The 17,849-nt window shown below is 61.4% G+C and carries 15 protein-coding genes and 3 tRNA genes; 6 read left to right on the top strand and 12 right to left on the bottom strand.

Going from position 1 to position 17,849, the window contains the following annotated elements:
- Both tsf and rpsB read right to left on the bottom strand, forming a co-directional pair.
- Positions 1 to 837 carry a translation elongation factor Ts gene (gene tsf, locus AC1DD5_RS22510; protein ID WP_477522804.1) on the bottom strand — a complete coding sequence of 279 codons (837 nt, stop codon included), beginning with the start codon at positions 835 to 837 and terminating at the stop codon, positions 1 to 3.
- 121 nt (positions 838 to 958) lie between these two features.
- A complete protein-coding gene (gene rpsB / locus AC1DD5_RS22505) occupies positions 959 to 1,816 on the bottom strand; it encodes a 30S ribosomal protein S2 (RefSeq protein ID WP_442006237.1) in 858 nt (285 codons plus the stop codon).
- Between the two features lie 408 nt (positions 1,817 to 2,224).
- Between rpsB and AC1DD5_RS22500 the strand changes: the two genes are divergently transcribed.
- Positions 2,225 to 2,719: a M23 family metallopeptidase gene (locus AC1DD5_RS22500; RefSeq protein WP_442006236.1), complete on the top strand. Its 495-nt coding sequence runs from the start codon at positions 2,225 to 2,227 to the stop codon at positions 2,717 to 2,719.
- 44 nt (positions 2,720 to 2,763) lie between these two features.
- Here the strand turns inward: AC1DD5_RS22500 and AC1DD5_RS22495 are convergent, their stop codons facing one another.
- The 6 genes from AC1DD5_RS22495 to AC1DD5_RS22470 all read right to left on the bottom strand — a co-directional run bounded on the left by AC1DD5_RS22495 (position 2,764) and on the right by AC1DD5_RS22470 (position 8,087).
- Entirely contained in the window at positions 2,764 to 3,954 is a 1,191-nt protein-coding gene (locus AC1DD5_RS22495; RefSeq protein ID WP_442006235.1) for an acyl-CoA dehydrogenase family protein, read from the bottom strand.
- A gap of 243 nt (positions 3,955 to 4,197) precedes the next feature.
- Positions 4,198 to 4,271, bottom strand: a tRNA-Ile gene (locus AC1DD5_RS22490).
- Between the two features lie 83 nt (positions 4,272 to 4,354).
- On the bottom strand, positions 4,355 to 5,551 hold the full coding sequence (locus AC1DD5_RS22485; RefSeq protein WP_442006234.1) for a glycosyltransferase: 1,197 nt from the start codon (positions 5,549 to 5,551) through the stop codon (positions 4,355 to 4,357).
- A 110-nt stretch (positions 5,552 to 5,661) separates the two neighbouring features.
- On the bottom strand, positions 5,662 to 6,567 hold the full coding sequence (locus AC1DD5_RS22480) for a DMT family transporter (protein WP_442006233.1): 906 nt from the start codon (positions 6,565 to 6,567) through the stop codon (positions 5,662 to 5,664).
- Positions 6,567 to 7,190: a CDP-alcohol phosphatidyltransferase family protein gene (locus AC1DD5_RS22475; protein WP_442006232.1), complete on the bottom strand. Its 624-nt coding sequence runs from the start codon at positions 7,188 to 7,190 to the stop codon at positions 6,567 to 6,569. Before AC1DD5_RS22475 ends, AC1DD5_RS22480 begins: the two co-directional genes overlap by 1 nt.
- 48 nt (positions 7,191 to 7,238) lie before the next feature.
- Positions 7,239 to 8,087 (bottom strand): phage holin family protein, encoded by an 849-nt coding sequence (locus AC1DD5_RS22470; RefSeq protein ID WP_442006231.1) that lies wholly within the window; start codon positions 8,085 to 8,087, stop codon positions 7,239 to 7,241.
- 176 nt (positions 8,088 to 8,263) lie between these two features.
- Between AC1DD5_RS22470 and AC1DD5_RS22465 the strand changes: the two genes are divergently transcribed.
- The 5 genes from AC1DD5_RS22465 to AC1DD5_RS22445 all read left to right on the top strand — a co-directional run bounded on the left by AC1DD5_RS22465 (position 8,264) and on the right by AC1DD5_RS22445 (position 14,125).
- Entirely contained in the window at positions 8,264 to 9,493 is a 1,230-nt protein-coding gene (locus tag AC1DD5_RS22465; protein WP_442006230.1) for a multidrug effflux MFS transporter, read from the top strand.
- 53 nt (positions 9,494 to 9,546) lie between these two features.
- Positions 9,547 to 9,726 carry a glycine zipper domain-containing protein gene (locus AC1DD5_RS22460; protein WP_442017001.1) on the top strand — a complete coding sequence of 60 codons (180 nt, stop codon included), beginning with the start codon at positions 9,547 to 9,549 and terminating at the stop codon, positions 9,724 to 9,726.
- 140 nt (positions 9,727 to 9,866) lie between these two features.
- Positions 9,867 to 12,365 (top strand): bifunctional lysylphosphatidylglycerol flippase/synthetase MprF, encoded by a 2,499-nt coding sequence (locus AC1DD5_RS22455; protein WP_477522803.1) that lies wholly within the window; start codon positions 9,867 to 9,869, stop codon positions 12,363 to 12,365.
- 25 nt (positions 12,366 to 12,390) lie between these two features.
- On the top strand, positions 12,391 to 13,674 hold the full coding sequence (locus tag AC1DD5_RS22450; protein ID WP_442006227.1) for an alpha/beta hydrolase: 1,284 nt from the start codon (positions 12,391 to 12,393) through the stop codon (positions 13,672 to 13,674).
- Between the two features lie 43 nt (positions 13,675 to 13,717).
- Positions 13,718 to 14,125 carry a hypothetical protein gene (locus tag AC1DD5_RS22445; RefSeq protein ID WP_442006226.1) on the top strand — a complete coding sequence of 136 codons (408 nt, stop codon included), beginning with the start codon at positions 13,718 to 13,720 and terminating at the stop codon, positions 14,123 to 14,125.
- 47 nt (positions 14,126 to 14,172) lie between these two features.
- On the opposite strand, the gene AC1DD5_RS22440 is transcribed toward AC1DD5_RS22445, so the two are convergent.
- The 4 genes from AC1DD5_RS22440 to AC1DD5_RS22425 all read right to left on the bottom strand — a co-directional run bounded on the left by AC1DD5_RS22440 (position 14,173) and on the right by AC1DD5_RS22425 (position 17,823).
- Positions 14,173 to 14,245: transfer RNA gene (locus tag AC1DD5_RS22440), tRNA-Asn, on the bottom strand.
- 115 nt (positions 14,246 to 14,360) lie between these two features.
- Positions 14,361 to 14,433 (bottom strand) — tRNA-Asn (locus AC1DD5_RS22435).
- A gap of 86 nt (positions 14,434 to 14,519) precedes the next feature.
- Positions 14,520 to 16,448 carry a DNA primase gene (gene dnaG / locus AC1DD5_RS22430; protein WP_442016999.1) on the bottom strand — a complete coding sequence of 643 codons (1,929 nt, stop codon included), beginning with the start codon at positions 16,446 to 16,448 and terminating at the stop codon, positions 14,520 to 14,522.
- A 58-nt stretch (positions 16,449 to 16,506) separates the two neighbouring features.
- Complete coding sequence (locus AC1DD5_RS22425; RefSeq protein ID WP_477522802.1) at positions 16,507 to 17,823, bottom strand: deoxyguanosinetriphosphate triphosphohydrolase; 1,317 nt, start codon at positions 17,821 to 17,823, stop codon at positions 16,507 to 16,509.
- Positions 17,824 to 17,849: the final 26 nt, after the last annotated feature.

The raw sequence follows: 17,849 nt of genomic DNA, 5'->3' as shown, positions 1-17,849 counted from the left end.
CTAGTTTCCGACTCGGAAACGGGATACTGCGGTTGCCTTGACGCCGGCTTCTTCGAGGACCTGTGCAACGGTCTTCTTGGAATCCTTGGCGAATGCCTGGTCAACCAGGACCTCACCCTTGTAGAAGCCCGTCACACGGCCTTCAACAATCTTGGAGAGGGCAGCTTCCGGCTTGCCTTCAGCCTTGGCAGTCTCTTCAGCGATGCGGCGCTCGGACTCGACCAGTTCGGCCGGGACGTCACCGCGGGTCAGGTAGTTCGGAGCCATGGCTGCCACGTGGACGGCGATGTCGTGTGCTGCGGTGGCAGCGGCTTCGCCTTCACCATCAACAGCGAACAGGACGCCGACCTGTGCAGGAAGGTCCTTGGAGGTCTTGTGCAGGTAAGCGTCAACCGTGGTGCCCTCAACGCGGGAAATACGGCGGACAACAACCTTTTCGCCGAGGACAGCGCCCTCTTCGATGACGATCTCGGACAGCGGCTTGCCGTCGACCTCGGTAGCGAGCAGGGTTTCGAGGTCGGCAGCGCCGGACTCGACTGCAACGTTGAGGACCTTGTCAGCCAGCTGGATGAACTTGTCAGCCTTGGCGACGAAGTCGGTCTCGCAGTTGACCTCGATCATTACGCCCACGCCGTCGGTAACCTTGGCAGCAACCAGGCCCTCAGCGGTGGAGCGGCCTTCGCGCTTGGTAGCGCCCTTGAGGCCCTTGATGCGGATGATTTCGATGGCCTTCTCGGCGTCACCGTTGGCTTCGTCAAGAGCCTTCTTGACGTCCATCATGCCGGCGCCGGTGCGCTCGCGCAGGGCCTTGATGTCAGCAGCAGTGTAGTTCGCCATGTGAACCCCTCTGTCTAGAAAGTTGTGTGATTACGGACTGACAGGACAGCAGCCCACCGTGTGAGCCGCCATCCTGTCAGATGCCCCCGATGCCGTCTCCGGTCTCAGGGAAGGTCCAAATTTACTTGGTTGCTTCGGCTTCGCCGGCTGCAGCTTCAGTAGCTTCGGCAGCGGGAGCTTCAGCAGCCTCGGCGGCCGGAGCTTCTTCAGTCTTGCTGCCTTCGAGGAGCTCGCGCTCCCACTCGGCCAGCGGCTCTTCCGGAGCCTCGGTGGTGCCGGTGGCGCGCTGGTTGCGGGCGATGAGGCCCTCAGCAACGGCGTCGGCAACAACGCGGGTAAGCAGGTTGACGGAGCGGATGGCGTCGTCGTTGCCCGGGATCGGGAAGTCAACTTCATCGGGATCGCAGTTGGTGTCCAGGATGGCAACAACCGGGATGTTCAGCTTCTTGGCTTCGTCGACAGCAAGGTGTTCCTTCTTGGTGTCAACAACCCACAGAACAGACGGGGCCTTGGTCAGGTTGCGGATACCACCGAGGTTGGACTCAAGCTTGGTGAGTTCGCGCTTGAGGAGCAGGAGCTCCTTCTTGGTGTAACCGGAGCCGGCGACGTCCTCGAAGTTGATCTCTTCGAGTTCCTTCATGCGCTGGATACGCTTGGCGACGGTCTGGAAGTTGGTGAGCATACCGCCCAACCAACGCTGGTTCACGTACGGCTGGCCAACGCGGGTAGCCTGCTCGGCAATTGCTTCCTGAGCCTGCTTCTTGGTGCCGACGAACAGGACGGTGCCGCCGTGGGCGACAGTAGCCTTGACGAACTCGTAGGCGCGGTCGATGTAGGACAGCGACTGCTGAAGGTCAATGATGTAGATGCCGTTGCGCTCCGTGAAGATGAAGCGCTTCATCTTCGGGTTCCAACGACGGGTCTGGTGTCCAAAGTGGACGCCGCTGTCAAGCAGCTGGCGCATAGTTACGACGGGCATGCCGACGCTCCTTCCGGCAGGTCATTCATGAGAGAGCCCATGGGGCTGCTCTTACCCTGCCAATAGTTGACGGTTGTTTAGCCTTTGCCCGGACGGGCGCGGCTCCTGGCATCCATTGCACTTCTCATCCGATGTGGGGCCACAAGGCTCAACCGGACCGCAAGAGGCACAATCCTCCGCAGCCTAAAGCCAAGAGGCTTCGCTGGTGGAGGGCTGGATACGCGTAGTCAGCTCTGGACCCTCACATATCTGAATGAGACATGCTCCTGAATTAGCTTGAGGGCACAGCAAACTGCTCCACCAAGTGTACTACAGCAGCACCACTCGTTTGACCGACCGAACGCGATGTTGTCCACATAGGACAGCCCGGGGATGGTACGGCAGGGCGGGAGCGGAAAGCCTTGGTACATGGCCATTTTGAAGCTCTCCATATCCACTTTTGTCCTCGCCGCCACCCTGGCCGGAATCCCGGGTGCAACGGCGCCGGCAGAGGAGCGGTGGGCTTGGCCACTCTCCCCCAAGCCCGCCATCCTTCGCGCGTTCGATCCGCCGGACAAGCCGTGGCTGAGCGGACACCGCGGCGTGGACCTGGGGCCAACGTTCGACGGCGCCCCGGTCACCTCGCCATCCGATGGCGTGGTGACCTTTGCTGGCGTCGTGGTTGACCGTCCGGTCCTGACGATCGATCATGGCGAGGGCCTTCGCAGCAGCTTTGAGCCGGTGATCAGCGACCTAAAACCCGGAGATGCCGTGCAAAAGGGCCAGGTTATCGGCTCCCTGGTCCCCGGACACTGCAGCTCTACTGCTTGCATACATTGGGGCGTCCGCCGCGGCGAGGATTACGTCAACCCTTTGGGATTCGTGGAGGATCTGAGGCCATCCATCCTGTTGCCGCTGGAATAGAGGGCATTGGTGCGGGGCTTTGTACCTGGACGATGGCAGAAAACCTACACGATGGCCGAAACTCCCGTGATGGCGCGTCCAGTCACCAGGGTGTTGATCTCGTGCGTGCCTTCGTAGGAGTAGATGGCCTCCGCGTCGGAGAAGATCTTTGCCATTTCGTAGTCCGTGACAATGCCATTGCCACCCAGGATCCCGCGGCCAAGGGCAACACTTTCCCGCATGCGGGCGGTTGTGAACGCCTTCGCCAACGCTGACTGCTCGTCCTTTGCAACCCCCGCATCCTCAAGCTGGGCCAACCGCACCATCATGCCCATTGATGCCACCGCATTGCCCAGGATCTGAACCAACTGGTTCTGCACCAACTGGAAGGCCGCCAGGGGCCTGCCAAATTGCTGGCGCTCCACCGCGTAGGCTCGGGCCACATCGAAGGCAGCGAGCTGAAGCCCCACGGCTTGCCAGGCGACGGCGAGCCGGGTCACCTTGAGGACTTTGTTGGTATCGCGGAAGCTGTTGCCGTTGGCCAGCTTGAAGAAGTCCGGCACCACCACGTTGTCCAGGATGATGTCGGCGTTCTGCACAGTACGCAGGGAGATCTTGTTCTCGATCTTGCTTGCCGAGTATCCGGGCAGTGAGGTGTCCACGAGGAATGCCTTGACGTGGTTGTCGGCCACATCCTTGGCGTAGATGACCACCCAATCGGAGAACGTGGCGTTGCCGATCCAGCGCTTGGCGCCGTTGAGGATCCAGTTGTCTCCATCGCGCTGCGCGGTGGTCCGGGTACCTCCTGCCACATCCGAACCGCCCAGGGGTTCGGTCAAACCGAAGGCGCCGATCTTCTTCAAGGAGTAGATGTCCGGAAGCCAGGCATCCTTCTGCTCCTGGGAAGCAAGGGTTTCGATGGAGCCGGTGAACAGACCATCATGGACACCCATGAACGTCGCAATGGAAGCGTCGGCGCGGGTCACTTCCGCATGGAGGATGCCGGCGAAGAGATTCGAATAGCCTTGCCGGCGCACAGGGCTGACGAGGTCGATTTCCGCCAACTTAGGGATGAGCTCCATCGGAAACTCAGCGCGGTTCCAGCAGTCCACGGCGATGGGCTTGACCTCGCGGGCCAGGAACTCCCGAACCTCGGCCAGGCGGTCCTGCTCCTTGCCCGTCAGCATCTGCTCGAAGGCGTAGAAGTCACCATCGGCATAAGGAAGGTTGTTGGCGTCGAATGCAGCGTTGGACATGTGCGCTCCTTCAAGGGTGGTCACCTGCGACCACGTCACGGCCCCGGAAGTTACCGGCGAGTAGTAAGTTACTGATGAGTAACATACCGCAGTTGCACGGTTCACCGCAACGAGATGAATGGAGGAATTCAGGCTTCGGGGATTTTCACACCGGGATCCCTTACCCGGCCGATTGCGCACAGCGGCAACGCAAAGAAGCCGTGGCTGACGTATGAAACGCCAACCACGGCTCCCGTGTAAAGGTAGGGCTACTCGGACTTGAACCGAGGACCTTAGGATTATGAGTCCCGCGCTCTAACCAGCTGAGCTATAGCCCCGTGACGCCCCGCCAGCCGCTAAGAAGCAGCTGTTGGGGCAAATGCACTCTAGCAATACTAATAGCTACTTGAGAGTGCTTTTGTCACACCACCATGTCCTCGTAGGAAGCCCCGCGGTAGAGGTCCTCGAACGTCTGGAGTGTCCCGTTGATGCTGTGCGGCTCCACCATCTCGCGGCTTACCTTGCCCATGGCTTTCAGTTGGTCTTCGGGAAGCTCCACCAGCTTGGTGATCTTCGACGCGAGCTCCGTGCTGTCGTTCGGTGTGAAGAGGTATCCGTTTTCGCCGTCGCGGACCAGATGCGGGAGTGCCATGGCATTGGCCAAGAGCACCGGAGTGGAGGCAGACATTGCTTCGAGTGTCACCAACGATTGAAGTTCAGCGGTGCCTGGCATGCAGAAGATGTCGGCCTTGATGTAGGCCTCGCGCAGCTCTTCATCGCTTGCCAGTCCAAGGAATTTCACCCGCTCCCCCAAGCCAAGCTTGGCCACCTGTGCTTCCAAGGCCGGGCGCACTTCCCCGCCGCCCACGATCTCAAGGTGGACGTTGAGTTCTCGCGGGGTCTTGGCAATGGCGTCGATCAGCACATTAACGTGCTTCTCTTCCGCAAGGCGTCCCGCGAAAAGAACAGTCGGATTGGCATGGGGTTCGATCGTCTCGCCGGGCTGAAGCTCATAGGCGCCGGAGTCAATTCCATTGGACAACGGCAAGACCTTACGGAGGAAAGCGTGCTGGTGCATCGCCTTGGCGGCCAGAGGAGTGGGTGTTGTGACGACGTCAGCCTGGCCCATCACCTTGCCCATGTCCTTCCAGGAGATGCGCCCTACGATGTTCTTGAACCACTGCGGGAAGGGCAGGAACGGGTTCAGGTTTTCAGGCATGAAGTGGTTAGTGGCGACAATCCTGATGCCGCGCCTTACGGCCTCGTAGAGTACGTGTTCCCCAATCATGTAGTGGCTTTGGATGTGCACCACGTCCGGTTGGACTTTGTCGAACAGGAGGCTGATTTCCTTCTTGATTTCCCACGGGAAGCAGATGCGGAAGTATTCGTGGGTGAATACTCCATGCGAGCGGAGGCGGTGCACGGTGGCCTCGTCACGGAACTCGGTGTAGCTCTTGCCAGTGTCCGGACGGCAAGCCAACACGTGCACGTTGTGTCCGCGCGCCGTCATTCCCTTGGCCAGGCGGTAGCCGAACTGAGCGGCACCGTTTACGTGCGGCGGGTAGGTGTCCGCAGCGATCAGGATGGTAAGGGGTTTGTTGGTGTCGGGAATGGTCACGTGGAGAACTCCTGATGGTCACGGTGCGGAACAGCGTTGAACGGGTCAATGCCGTGGTGTCGCCGGGTTGCCGGACCGCTGGAAAGCGGCGGCGCAAGTTAAAGCTTTGCCTAGGCCTTCCGGCTTGCAGCCGCCTTCGCGTCCTTCTTACGCTTGGTGACTTCCGGGTGGTGCCGGCTCAAGGCAATAACCCCCACGATAGCAAGGGAAGCTGCGACGGCCATGCTGATTGCCATCACAGCATGGACATCGGGACGAAGCTCACCAAGGATAACGATGCCGATGGCTATGCCCACCATGGGGTCCACCACGGTGAGTCCGGCTATGACCAAATCCGGAGGGCCGCTTGAATAGGCGCTCTGGACGAACCAGGAACCCAGGCCACCGGCGGCCGCGATGGCAATGAGCGTGTACCACTGGACATTGAGCAGGAACAGACCGTTGGGATCCAGCAGATGCTTGCCGATGATTCGGGTCAGGACGGCCACGAAGCCAAACAGTATGCCTGCTCCCAAGATGTAAATGAAGGCGCTCATACGGTGTTTAAACACCACGGCCAGGGTGCCGAAAAGGCCCACGGCCAGGGCCAGGAGCATCACGATTGTCAGTTCGTCTGCAGCGCTGACGTGGTGGTTTTCCTGCGTGACAAACACAGCCAGGAGTACGAACAAGGCGGACCCAGTGACGCAGGCCGTGATGGCCACGACGGTGGCGCGGTTGATGCTCAAGCCTTGATCCTTGGCGTTGACCACAGTGGTAATGACCAGTGCGATCGCACCAATCGGCTGCACCACCGTCAGGGGTGCCGATACAAGGGCGATCGCATTCATCACCATGCCCAGGCACAACAGCAAGAGCCCAAGCATCCATCGTGGATTGCGTAGAAGCCGCAGGAACCCGTTGGAACTCAGGGCCAGGCCGCCGGTATCGGCCTTGACCGCGCTTCCTTGGCGTTGGGCGCCAATGGCAAGGAAAAAGGCACCAAGTACGGCAAGGGAAACCGCCAGCCACACCATCAGCCGTGTCCGCCGTCGTTGGACCGCAGTTCTTTGCCTTTACGCAGGATGGCCCAGTAGTAGTTGTAGGCCGCGATCCAGTGGCCCAGCAGTCCGAGGCCGAGGAAAACCCAGGCGGCGGCGAAGTAGGCGTCCGTGTAGGGAATCGGCAATTTGGAAAGAACCAGCAACGGCGTGCCCACCAGCAGGAACCCGGTGCGGATCTTGCCGATGATGCTCACGGGAAGGTCCGGATGGCTGCGGAAGTAGATCAGGGAGGCAATGGCCAGAATGGCGTCCGGCACCACCAGTGCGGCCAGGTACCACCACTGCACGACGCCGGCAATCGCCAAAGTGACTGCTACGGCTATGAGCGCCGCCCTGTCCGCCAGGGGGTCCAGGATCCTGCCCAGCTTGGAGGTTTGGTCAAAGCGGCGGGCGATGTAGCCATCCACCCAGTCAGTGCTGCCCATGATGACCAGCACGAGCACAGCGAAGCCGTATTCCTTCTGCCACAGGACCAACCACACAAAGAGCGGGACGCCCATGAAGCGCAGAACTGTGAGCATGTTGGGAACAGTGAAGAGGAGGTCGTGGTCCACCTGGGGACGGTCCGGATGCGAACCAGCACCGATAAACCTCATGGTGTCCCCCTTCCTCTACTCCAGTGTGTGCGGTACTGCGGCAGGCTGCTACTTCTTCAGCAGCTTCCGCAGGGCAACCACGAAGACTGCAGCAGCGGCGGCGAAAGCCACGAGGTCCTTCCACCGGGAAGCAAGGCGTCCGGTGAGGTCCTCAGGGACCGCCTCTCCTAGGTCAGCGAACTTCGCTGAAGCAAAGTCCTTTCCCTCCTGGAGTTTCACTGTGGCCGTGCCCAGCAAAGCCTGGCCCTGCTTTTTGACGTCCAACTGCTCGCCAAGTTCATCGCGCACGCCCGTGAGGTGTTCGCGTCGCTTGTCCAGGCGCAGGCGGAGTTCTGCTTCGGTGGGTGCCTTGACGGCGTCCGCTTCCTTGGCTGCTTCCTTTGCGGCCTTTTCTGCCTTCGCCTTTTCAGCGGCAGCTTCCTTCGCGGCCTTCGCCGCCTTGGCAGCGGGCGAATTGGGATCGAGGATCGATTCGTCGAAGGCCGAGCCTTCCTTCGCAATTCCCAGATCGTGCTTGAGTCCACGGATGGTGTCCTCAGGGATCAACGGCATGGCCTTCTTGAACTTGGCGACGCCGATCAAGGCCCCGAGCGCGACGATGACAAGAAAGACCGCTGCAACGATCAACGCCGCAAGCCAACCCGGCATGATGGTAGCCAACCCAAGAATCGCGGCCACCACCAGCGCGATCACAAGGAGCGACATGAAAACAAGGGCTACGCCAAAGAACGCGCCGGCCACCCCAACCTGGGTGGCCTTGCGCTTGAGTTCGACCTTGGCAAGGGCGATCTCATCGTTGAGTTGCCTGGGAGCCAAACGGGCAACGAGCTTGAGGGTCTTCGGCAAAGTACGGATGGCTGGTCTCGTGCTGGTCCGGCCGGTGTGACGTCCACTCATTGGGTTCCGCCTAACTGCTTCCTCTGGGCATCGTGTCGGGCGAACGCGGCCGGAAAGAGATCGCCGCGGGCACCTGTCCTCAAAACTATCATTCAGGTTCCGGCTCAACTTTCGCCCATGACACCGCGGCGCGCCTGAGGTAGCTGCATAAATATGATGTGACGGCCATAGGATAGATGATCGTGACCAATCCCATTGCTCCGGGCGATTCCCTGAGCCGACGCGAAAAGCTTGTCTACATTGTCCTTCTCGGTGCCCTGACCGCTTTGGGGCCCTTCACTGTGGATCTCTACCTTCCTGCGTTCCCTGCGCTGGAGGAGAGTTTTGGCGTTTCAGCCACGGCTATCCAGCTGACACTGACTGGCACCACCGTCGGGTTTGGCCTTGGGCAGCTGGTGGTTGGTCCCTTCAGCGACAAGTTTGGCCGTCGCCTGCCCTTGATCCTCGCCACTGCCCTTCATATCGGATCATCGTTGGGCGCTGCTTTGGCTCCGGACATTGGGTTCCTGTCCCTCTTCCGCGTGCTCATGGGTATCGGTGCCGCCGGTGGCGGCGTCGTCGCAATGGCCATGGTTCGGGACCTGTTCCACGGCTACTCGATGGTCCGCATGTTCTCCCGGATGTCCTTAGTCAACGGGCTTGCCCCGATCCTTGCCCCTATCATCGGTTCCCAGTTGCTGCTGGTGTTCCCGTGGCCCGGTATCTTCTACTTCCTGGCCTGCTACGGCACGTTGGTGATATTGGCCGCGATCTTCTTCATTCGCGAAACCCTGCCGGCGGAACGCCGCGGGAAGTCCGCAGTCACAGTGCGGCAGCGGTACAAGACGGTGCTGACGGACCGGATCTTCGTGGGCATGTTAATGGTAGGCAGCCTTAACTTCGGTGGTTTGTTCGCTTACCTGTCGGCCTCCACTTTCCTGTTCCAGAACATTTACGAATTCTCTCCCCAGGAATACGGCCTCCTCTTCGGCGTCAATTCGCTGGGCATCGTGGCTGGCGTCCAGATCAGCTCAAGGTTGATCCGACGCGTGGCCCCGCAGTGGATCGTGGCCGGAGCCACGGTGTTCATGCTGCTGATGGCGGCCCTGATTATCGTGCTCGATCTCCTGCACGTAGGTCTCTGGGGCATCCTGATCCCGCTGTGGTTCTACATTTGCGCTACAGGCTTCCTGTTCCCCTGCGTCCAGGTCCTCTCCTTGGCGAACCATGGAGCCCAAGCGGGGACGGCGGCATCGCTCCTGGGCGCGGCGCAATTCATGATGGCGGGCATCGTCCCCCCTGTGGTCGGCTGGCTCGGTGTCGATTCAGCGGTACCCATGGGCGCGGTCCAGGCGGTCTGCATCACCGGAGCCATCGCCGCGCTGTGGCTCGTGGTCCGGCCGCGGACGGTCCCTTCAATCCACTAGGCCCGTCAATCCACTAGTACGGCATTCATCAAACCGGACCATAGGCTGTGACCATGACCAAGAAACCGCACCGCAACGGCAGGGGCCTTTTCCTCGGGGCCGTGCTTGGCGCCGTCGTCGGGGCGTTGTTGGGCCGCCTGGCCGGGAGTGCACTGTTCGGGGCGATACTTGGCGCCGTCATTGGAGCCGCCCTGCTGTACCGGGTGAACCCGGGCCCTTGGCATCGGGACTAACCGTAATCGGGCCTATCGGCCCCGGGTCCATCGGCCCCGGGTCTATCGACCCCCGTAAGCCCTCCCCTTAGGGCGCCCGGCAGGGCAGAATGGTGGCCAGCCGGGGGTTTCCCCCGCTTCGCCGGTGAAGGGGACATCACATGAGTGCGGCTGTGGGATATCGGGGCACTGTTTACGGCCTGGCGGCCATACGACGTCTGCCCCTGACCTTGGGACTCGTGCTGTTCCTTTGGCTTGTCGGCGCAGTTACGGGGAGCCTCATCGCCGGCCCCAACGAGGCACTCCTGGAACAAGTCGGGCTGGGTTTGGCGCTGGATCCGGGGCCGGGTTGGTCCATCTTCACCTCGTCATTCTTTGCCTCATCCTTGCTGGACTATCTGGCATGTACCGTTCTGATCCTGGTGGGCGTGGGCATCGCCGAGCGCAGTATGGGTCCATGGTTGGCCCTGGCAGCATTTATCTTTGGTTCCGCGCTCAGCGCCTTGGTGCTGATGGGGCTCGTTGCTTTTGGGACGGACAACAGCGACCAATGGCTTAGTTTCCTGGGTGGCGAGTACGTTGTGGGCGCGTACGGTGGTGCCGCCGCTGCCTTGGGATATTCGACGGCGACACTGGAGGCACTCTGGCGTCGTCGCCTCCGGACATGGCTGCTGGCAGCAACGCTCATGTTTGCGTTGTTTGTAGGCGTCGCACAAACACTGCAGGCCCTTGCCGGCGCTGTCATCGGCATTCTGGCCGGTTGGGCCGTTCAGGCCCTGGTGCTGCGACGGCGTGCGGGCTCGCTTCATTCCTCGAGCCTTCGTGAGACCCGGTTCCTTGTGGGCACTGTGGTGGGTGTCTTCGCCCTTGGCCCCTTGCTCACCCAGTTAACGGGCACGTTGGAGGTGGGGCCGCTTTCTGTGGTTTCCGAGGTGATGCTTCAAGCGAGCCCCAGCGTGGACGAAGTGAAGGAAGCCTGCGACAACGACAAGAGCTGCGTCACGCTGCAGAGCGTTGTGGGCGTGCAGAGTTTCGGTGCCACCATCCTCACAGTGATCCCGGTGCTGTTGCTGCTTGTCTGTGCCGAGGGGCTGCGCCGTGGTCGCCGCCTTGCATACCGACTGACCCTGGTCATCCAGCTGTACCTGGCGTTCGTGACCAGCGTGGCAATCCTGCAGTACGTGACGGATCCGGAAGTGACACTCGGCAATGACGACATCGGCTACCTCCTGCTCTATGCCGTTCCCGCAATCCTGGCACCGCTGATCATCGCGGTCCTGCTGGTGATCAACCGCCACAAATTCCGGGTGGAGTCCAGCGATGCCGGATATCGCGTCCTGGGCAGGACTACCCTCATCATGGCTGCTGTGGCGGCGGTCCTTTACGTGGCCTTCTGGTTCGTAGAGGGCAACCCGAGCCGCTCATCGCTGTGGGACCTCGCAGGGCAATTGACCCACATCCTGGTCCCCTTCCCCGTTCCGTTCGTCGTTGAGCTGCCGCAGGGACTGCTGAGCACTGTTCTCTACGGACTGGGCGGGGATGTCATCTGGCTCTGCATCCTTTTGATGGTCCTGAACAATTTCCAGCGGTTCCGGACGCTGGCAAAAGACCCTGCTGCAGATCTGGGACACACTCGTGAATTGCTTCACGACGGCGGGGGCACCCTGTCCTGGATGGCCCTGTGGGACAACAACCAATACTGGTTCACTCCCGACAGGAGGGCTGGCCTCGCCTACCAAGTGCACAACGGAGTTGCCCTGACCGTGGCGGGTCCGTTCGGGGCCCGCCAGCACCATACCGAGGCTGCGACGGGCTTCCTGGCCCATTGCGCGGCACTGGGCCTCACACCGTGCTTCTACTCGGCCACGGCGGAGCTCGACGAGGCCCTCCTCCCCCGCGGCTTCCGCAAACTGGAGGTGGCCGAAGAAACGCTGCTGAACATCCAGGCGATGACGTTCAAAGGCAAGGAATGGCAGAACGTCAGGACCGCGGTGAACAGGGCTGAGAAGCTGTCCATCAGGGACCACTGGTACCACTACGCGGAGATGCCACCGGGGATCCGGGCACAACTGGCCGAAATCTCGGAAGAGTGGGTGGCGGACAAGGCCCTTCCCGAGATGGGGTTCACGTTGGGCGGACTGGATGAACTGAAGGATCCCGAAGTCATGTGTTGCGTGGCTGTGGACGACGACGGCCTCGTCCATGGGGTCACGAGCTGGCTGCCGGTCTTTACCGACGGCGTGGTGTCGGGTTGGACCTTGGACTTCATGCGCCGCCGAACCACTGGATTCAAAGGGGTCATGGAATTCCTGATCGCCTCTGCCGTTACGCACTTCAAGGACGACGTTCCCCACATCTCGCTGTCAGGCTCCCCGCTGGCCAATACAGGGGCCGCGACGGACGACGGTGACCACAGCGCCTTGGACCGGGTCCTGGCAATGCTGGGCAATGCACTGGAACCCATGTACGGCTTCAAGTCCCTGGCAGCTTTCAAATCGCGGTTCCAGCCCGAGCACCGCACTCTGTACATGTATTACCGGGACCCGCTGGCCCTGCCTTCCATAGGTCTTGCCGTTGGCTCGGCGTACTTGCCGGGTTTGTCTCGCGCACAGAGCGCCGGTTTGCTACGGCAAATGGTTGCCCGGGAGCCGGCCGCGTGACCGCCACCGGACGGATGCGGCAGTCATGAAGGGCCTCCTGGAAATCGAGATCAGCGGCCCGGTGGTCATGACGATAGCCGTGGTCATCGGCGTCGGGCTTTTCCTGTTGCTGTTCCTCAGGCCGTCTTCGCGCTGGGTGATCACTGCAGTGGTTGGCATTGTGGTAACAGCGGCGCTGGGTTGGTTTACGGTCTGGATCGTTGAGGATGTCCTGGACGTCTTCCACGTGGGGCTGACACCTCGCGTGTGGTTCTGGGTGATCACCGGCTTCGCTGCCCTTGGGCTGGCCGTGGTTAGTTTTCGCCACACTCCCCGGTGGCGGAAGGTGGTGGCGGCCATATCGATTCCTGTGTTCCTCCTGGTCACTGCGCTGGGCGTCAACATGGAGTTCGGGCTCAACAGGACCCTGGGCTCAGCGCTGGGGATTTCCACTGAGGAAGCCATCCAACTGAGCAAACCGGACCCGGACGCTCCCCTCCCTTCCGGACCCCTCTGGCAAAACTGGAAACCGCCAGCCAACATGCCAACAAAGGGCGAGGTGGGAACGCAGGTCATTCCAGCCACCGCCTCGGGTTTCAATGCCCGCCCTGCCGGGATCTACTTGCCACCTGCTGCCCTGACGGAGAACCCTCCCCGATTGCCCTTGTTTGTCCTCATGATGGGCCAGCCGGGCCTCCCCGACCCCCAGTACGTTTCGGCCGCGTTGGATGAATTTGCTGCGAAGAACAATGGCCTTGCCCCCATCGCGATCGTGGCCGACCAGATCGGACCGGATCAAGACGACACTCTGTGCCTGGACACAGCCAAATACGGAAACGTGGAGAAGTACATCAACGTTGACGTGGTGAACTGGGCCAAAGCAAACCTGAACATCCTCCCGGACCGCGACCATTGGACCATCGCCGGATACTCCAACGGCGGGCAGTGCGCCATCTCGTTTGCGCTCAAATACCCGAAGATGTGGGGCAATGTGGTGGACATCTCCGGTGAGGAGTTCCCCGGCGCGGAGGATCCTGCAGGCAACCTGGCCGAGATCTTTGGTGGCAACCAGGCAGCCTATGACGCACAGAAGCCCATCAACATCATGAAAGGTAAGCAATTTCCCGACACCACTGCCGTTTTCACCGTGGGCTCGGATGACGTGACGTATGTTGCAGCTGCGAAGGCTGTCTCCACAGCTGCCAAAGCTTCCGGAATGACGGTGACCTATTACGAGGTGCCAAACGGCGGGCATGTAGGCATCGCATTGAACGCCGGCCTGACCAAGGGCTTCGAGGTGCTCTATCCGAGACTCGGTTTGTCCGGTTAGGCAGGGCCTGTTGCCGGCCCGTCCCCGGCGATAAAGTTGAGATGTGCCACATTGGCAAGAGCTGCAGCCGCTTCCGGCACCTTGGCAGCGTCGGGATGAACGCATCCTGCCGCTCTGGTGGGATCGCCTGTGCTCTGTGACCAGTCCCCAGTCCGCGGCGCTCTACGCTGCTGGCCTTTTCACGGATGATCGCCGCCGGCCCATCGCCCAGTGGTACAACCCGGACGTGGACGCCGCGTTGCTGGTTGCCCCGGAGACGTCACCCGAGTGGCCGGTCCAGCGCTTTGGAATCTTCTATGCGCCACCGGGCGGAGGTTTCACCCGCGTTTACTCCGCTCCCCACGAGTGGCATCCTCGTGAACCCCGGACACCCCCGACCGAACAGGAAGCATTCCTGGCAGCCGTGGCCGAAGCCGCACGCTTCCTTCAGGTGGAGATGGATTTCGTGTAAAAAAGGTGGACCCCGCACCAGTGTGAAACCGATGCGGGGTCCTTGCGCTCCTCCGACTGGACTTGAACCAGTAACCCTTCGATTAACAGTCGAATGCTCTGCCAATTGAGCTACGGAGGAATGAAGCGGTTATGACTTTAGCAAAGGTTTTATGCGAATGCGAATCGGGCGGAGATACCCCCTGGGGGTATAAAAATACCCCCGTTCCGAAACTCCGGAACGGGGGTATTGTGCGCTCCTCCGACTGGACTTGAACCAGTAACCCTTCGATTAACAGTCGAATGCTCTGCCAATTGAGCTACGGAGGAATGAAGCGGTTACTAGCTTAACAGGGCCCCGCCGGAAAACGAAATCGAACCTCCAGGCCACTTCCGACGGTCCTCGGCAGGGGCCCTCAGGAGTCTGAACGCAAGGCTCGACGCTGCATTTCCAACACCATCAGTTCCCGGTTCAGGCGCTGGAATTCCTCGGGAAATGCAGTTGCATCAAGGCGCTGCAGTTGGCCCATCTTGTCCGCTTTAATGCGCGTGATCTGCAGCTCGAAAAGCCTTGCCAAAATGTCCCGGCAATATCGTTGCATAGCTTCCGGGGTGCTGGCCGGCAAAGGAGTTACTGCCAACTCAGAAACCAAGGGGCGCAGAGGCTCCGGGACTTCCTGCCTGATGTGCTCCACCCATGCCACGGGATCAGCCGCGTGGGCCAGTCCTGTGGCACGCACGGCTGCGTGGACCGCCGCGTAGGCAGGAGTAGCAAAATGGGACGCCTCAAAGCGCTCCCATGCCCCGTCGCCCAGGACTGAGGGCTCTTGGAGGACCACTTCCAACGCTTGGCGCTCCATGCCTGCCACGGGGTCCCGCGGGTCGGGACGGTTGAAGGCCTGAATGTTCGACGCCTGACCGTTCGACGATGCTGCCGTCGTCGTCGTGGATTGCTCCGCAGCGCCGGACTGAGCCCCGCCAGATGAAGCAGCGCCAGATGAAGCAGCGCCGGATGCCGCGCGCTTGGCTGCGGCCCCAACGTAGCGGCTGACTTCCTCAATCGGCATGCCCAACCAACCGGCTAGTTCGCGGATGTAGGCGGGGCGGATGGCGGAGTCGCGGATTTGTGCCACAACGGGCGCCGCTTCCCGAAGCGCCGCGACGCGACCTTCTACCGTGTCCAGGTTGTGCCTGCGGAGCGAGGCCCGAATGGCGAACTCGAAGAGCGGCTTCCTGCTATCGATGAGTTCACGTACTGCGGCATCGCCCTTGAGTTGACGAAGATCACAGGGATCAGCGCCAGTGGGCTCTACCGCGACGTACGTTTGCGCGACGAATCGTTGGTCTTCCTCGAAGGCGCGGAGGGCGGCCTTCTGGCCGGCGGCGTCTCCGTCGAAGGTGAACACTACTTCTCCCCCGGTGCCGTCGTCCGAAAGCAGGCGCCGGGCGATCTTGATGTGTTCGGTGCCGAACGCGGTGCCGCAGGTGGCGACCGCCGTCGTGACTCCTGCCAGGTGACAGGCCATGACGTCGGTGTACCCCTCAACCACCACCAGCTGCCGGTCCTTGGCAATGTTGCGCTTGGCGATGTCGATCCCATAGAGGACCTGGGACTTTTTGTAGAGAGTCGTTTCAGGGGTGTTCAGGTACTTTGGACCCTGATCGTCCTCGTAGAGTTTCCGGGCGCCGAAGCCGATGGTATCCCCGGCAATGTCCCGGATGGGCCAGATGAGCCTGCCACGGAAGCGATCATAGATGCCCCGGTTCCCTTCGGAAAACATGCCCGTAAGTTTGAGTTCGGCATCCGTAAACCCACGGCCGCGCAGGTGCTTGAGGAGCGAGTCCCAGCCCTGCGGCGCATAGCCCACGCCGAAGTGCTCGGCGGCCGCGCGGTCAAAGCCCCTGCCGTCGAGGAAGTTGCGGCCCTCGGCGGCTCCGGGCGTCAGCAGTTGGGCACGGAAGAACTCGTCGGCGATCTTATGGGCATCCAGGAGGCGCTGGCGCTTGCCCACTTCTTCACGGTTCGGACCGGTGCCGCCGTCCTCGTAACGCAGCTCGTAGCCGATCCTGGCGGCCAGCTTTTCCACTGCCTCGTGGAAGGAACTGTGGTCCATTTTCTGGACGAAGGAGATGGCATCCCCGTCTTCGCCGCAGCCGAAGCAGTGATATCTGCCCACTTGGGGGCGGACAGTGAAGGATGGTGAGCGTTCGTCGTGGAAGGGGCACAGGCCCTTGAAGCTGCCCAAGCCAGCGCTCTTCAGGGTGACGTAACCGTCAACGACTTCCTTGATATCCGTGCGCTGGCGTACTTCGTCGATATCTTCACGTTTGATCAAGCCAGCCACGTGACCATCCTAGCCGCTTGCCCCAGGAATCCCCGCCGTTAACGGACCGACGGAAGCGTTACCAGAGTGACGGCAGGCTCCCCACCAGGCGCTCGTACATGGCCAGCGCTGAACCATCCGTCAGCGACGCTACTTGGTCAATCACTACCCGCAGCCGCGCACCGTCGTCGGCGGCGTCACGCCAGTCAGCGGCGAACATCGGTTCGAGGTGGCGGTCGCCTGTGGCGTTCAGCACGCCCACCAGGGCGTGCAGGACTTCGCGCTGGCGTTCATAAACGGGCTGGCGGTGGTCCGTGGAAATGACGAACGTGGTGGCCAGGCCCTTCAGGACCGCGATTTCGGTCACAGTGTCCTCCGGGACCATCAGCTCGGCGCCATAGCGGGTCAGGTTGGCCGGGCCAAAATGGTCACGCGTGGTTTCCATGGCGCTTTGGCAGAACCGTCCGATGAGCTGGCTGGTCATATCCTTCAGCGCCGCCATGGACTTTCGGCTGCCATCGGCCTCACGGACCCACACCGTGGTGGCCTCAAGCCTGGAAAGGGCAGCATCAATGTCAGCAGGATCGTTGTGTGGGAGGTACCACTGCTTGGTGTAGCCCACGACGCGGGCGCGGTGGTCCGGATTCTCCATCCACTTCAGTTGGAAGTGGCCGGCAACGATTGCGTCCTCGACGTCATGGACGGAATAGGAAATATCGTCCGCGAGGTCCATCACCTGGGCCTCAATGCAGGAACGGTTGCCCGGAGCGCCTTCACGCAGCCATTCGAATACGGGAAGATCGTCCTCATACGCGCCGAACTTGCTGGTGCGGTGGCCATGGATGACGGGGGCGTCGACGGCGGACCACGGGTACTTGGACGCAGCATCAAGGCTGGCGCGGGTCAGGTTGAGCCCGGCGGGCCTGCCGTCCTCAGCAAGGACTTTCGGTTCCAGGCGCGTTAACAACCTCAACGTCTGCGCGTTGCCTTCGAAGCCACCAATGGTGTGTGCCACCTCATTCAGGGCAGATTCACCATTGTGGCCAAAAGGTGGGTGACCGAGGTCATGGCTAAGGCACGCGGTATCCACGACGTCCGGATCGCAGCCCAGCGAACGGCCAAGCTCGCGGCCCACCTGCGCAACCTCCAGGCTGTGCGTCAGACGGGTGCGAACGAAATCGTCCGTGTCCGGGGCAACAACCTGCGTTTTCGCCCCCAGCCGTCGCAGGGCGGAGGAATGCAGGACCCGTGCCCGGTCGCGTTCAAAATCGGAGCGGTACGTGGTCTTTCGCGACTCTTCGACCCACCGCGCAGAATCCGCTTCGGTGTAGCCCGGAATTGCCAGCACGTAGTCGTGTGGCGTTCCGGTGCGGCCCAGCATCGCTTCGGTTCCCATGGGTATCTGCCTCCTTCAAGCGCCGT

Source organism: Paenarthrobacter sp. 10L420, from assembly GCF_056395385.1.
Note: the sequence above shows the minus strand (reverse complement) of the source record. Positions and strands in the feature narration are given on the sequence as shown.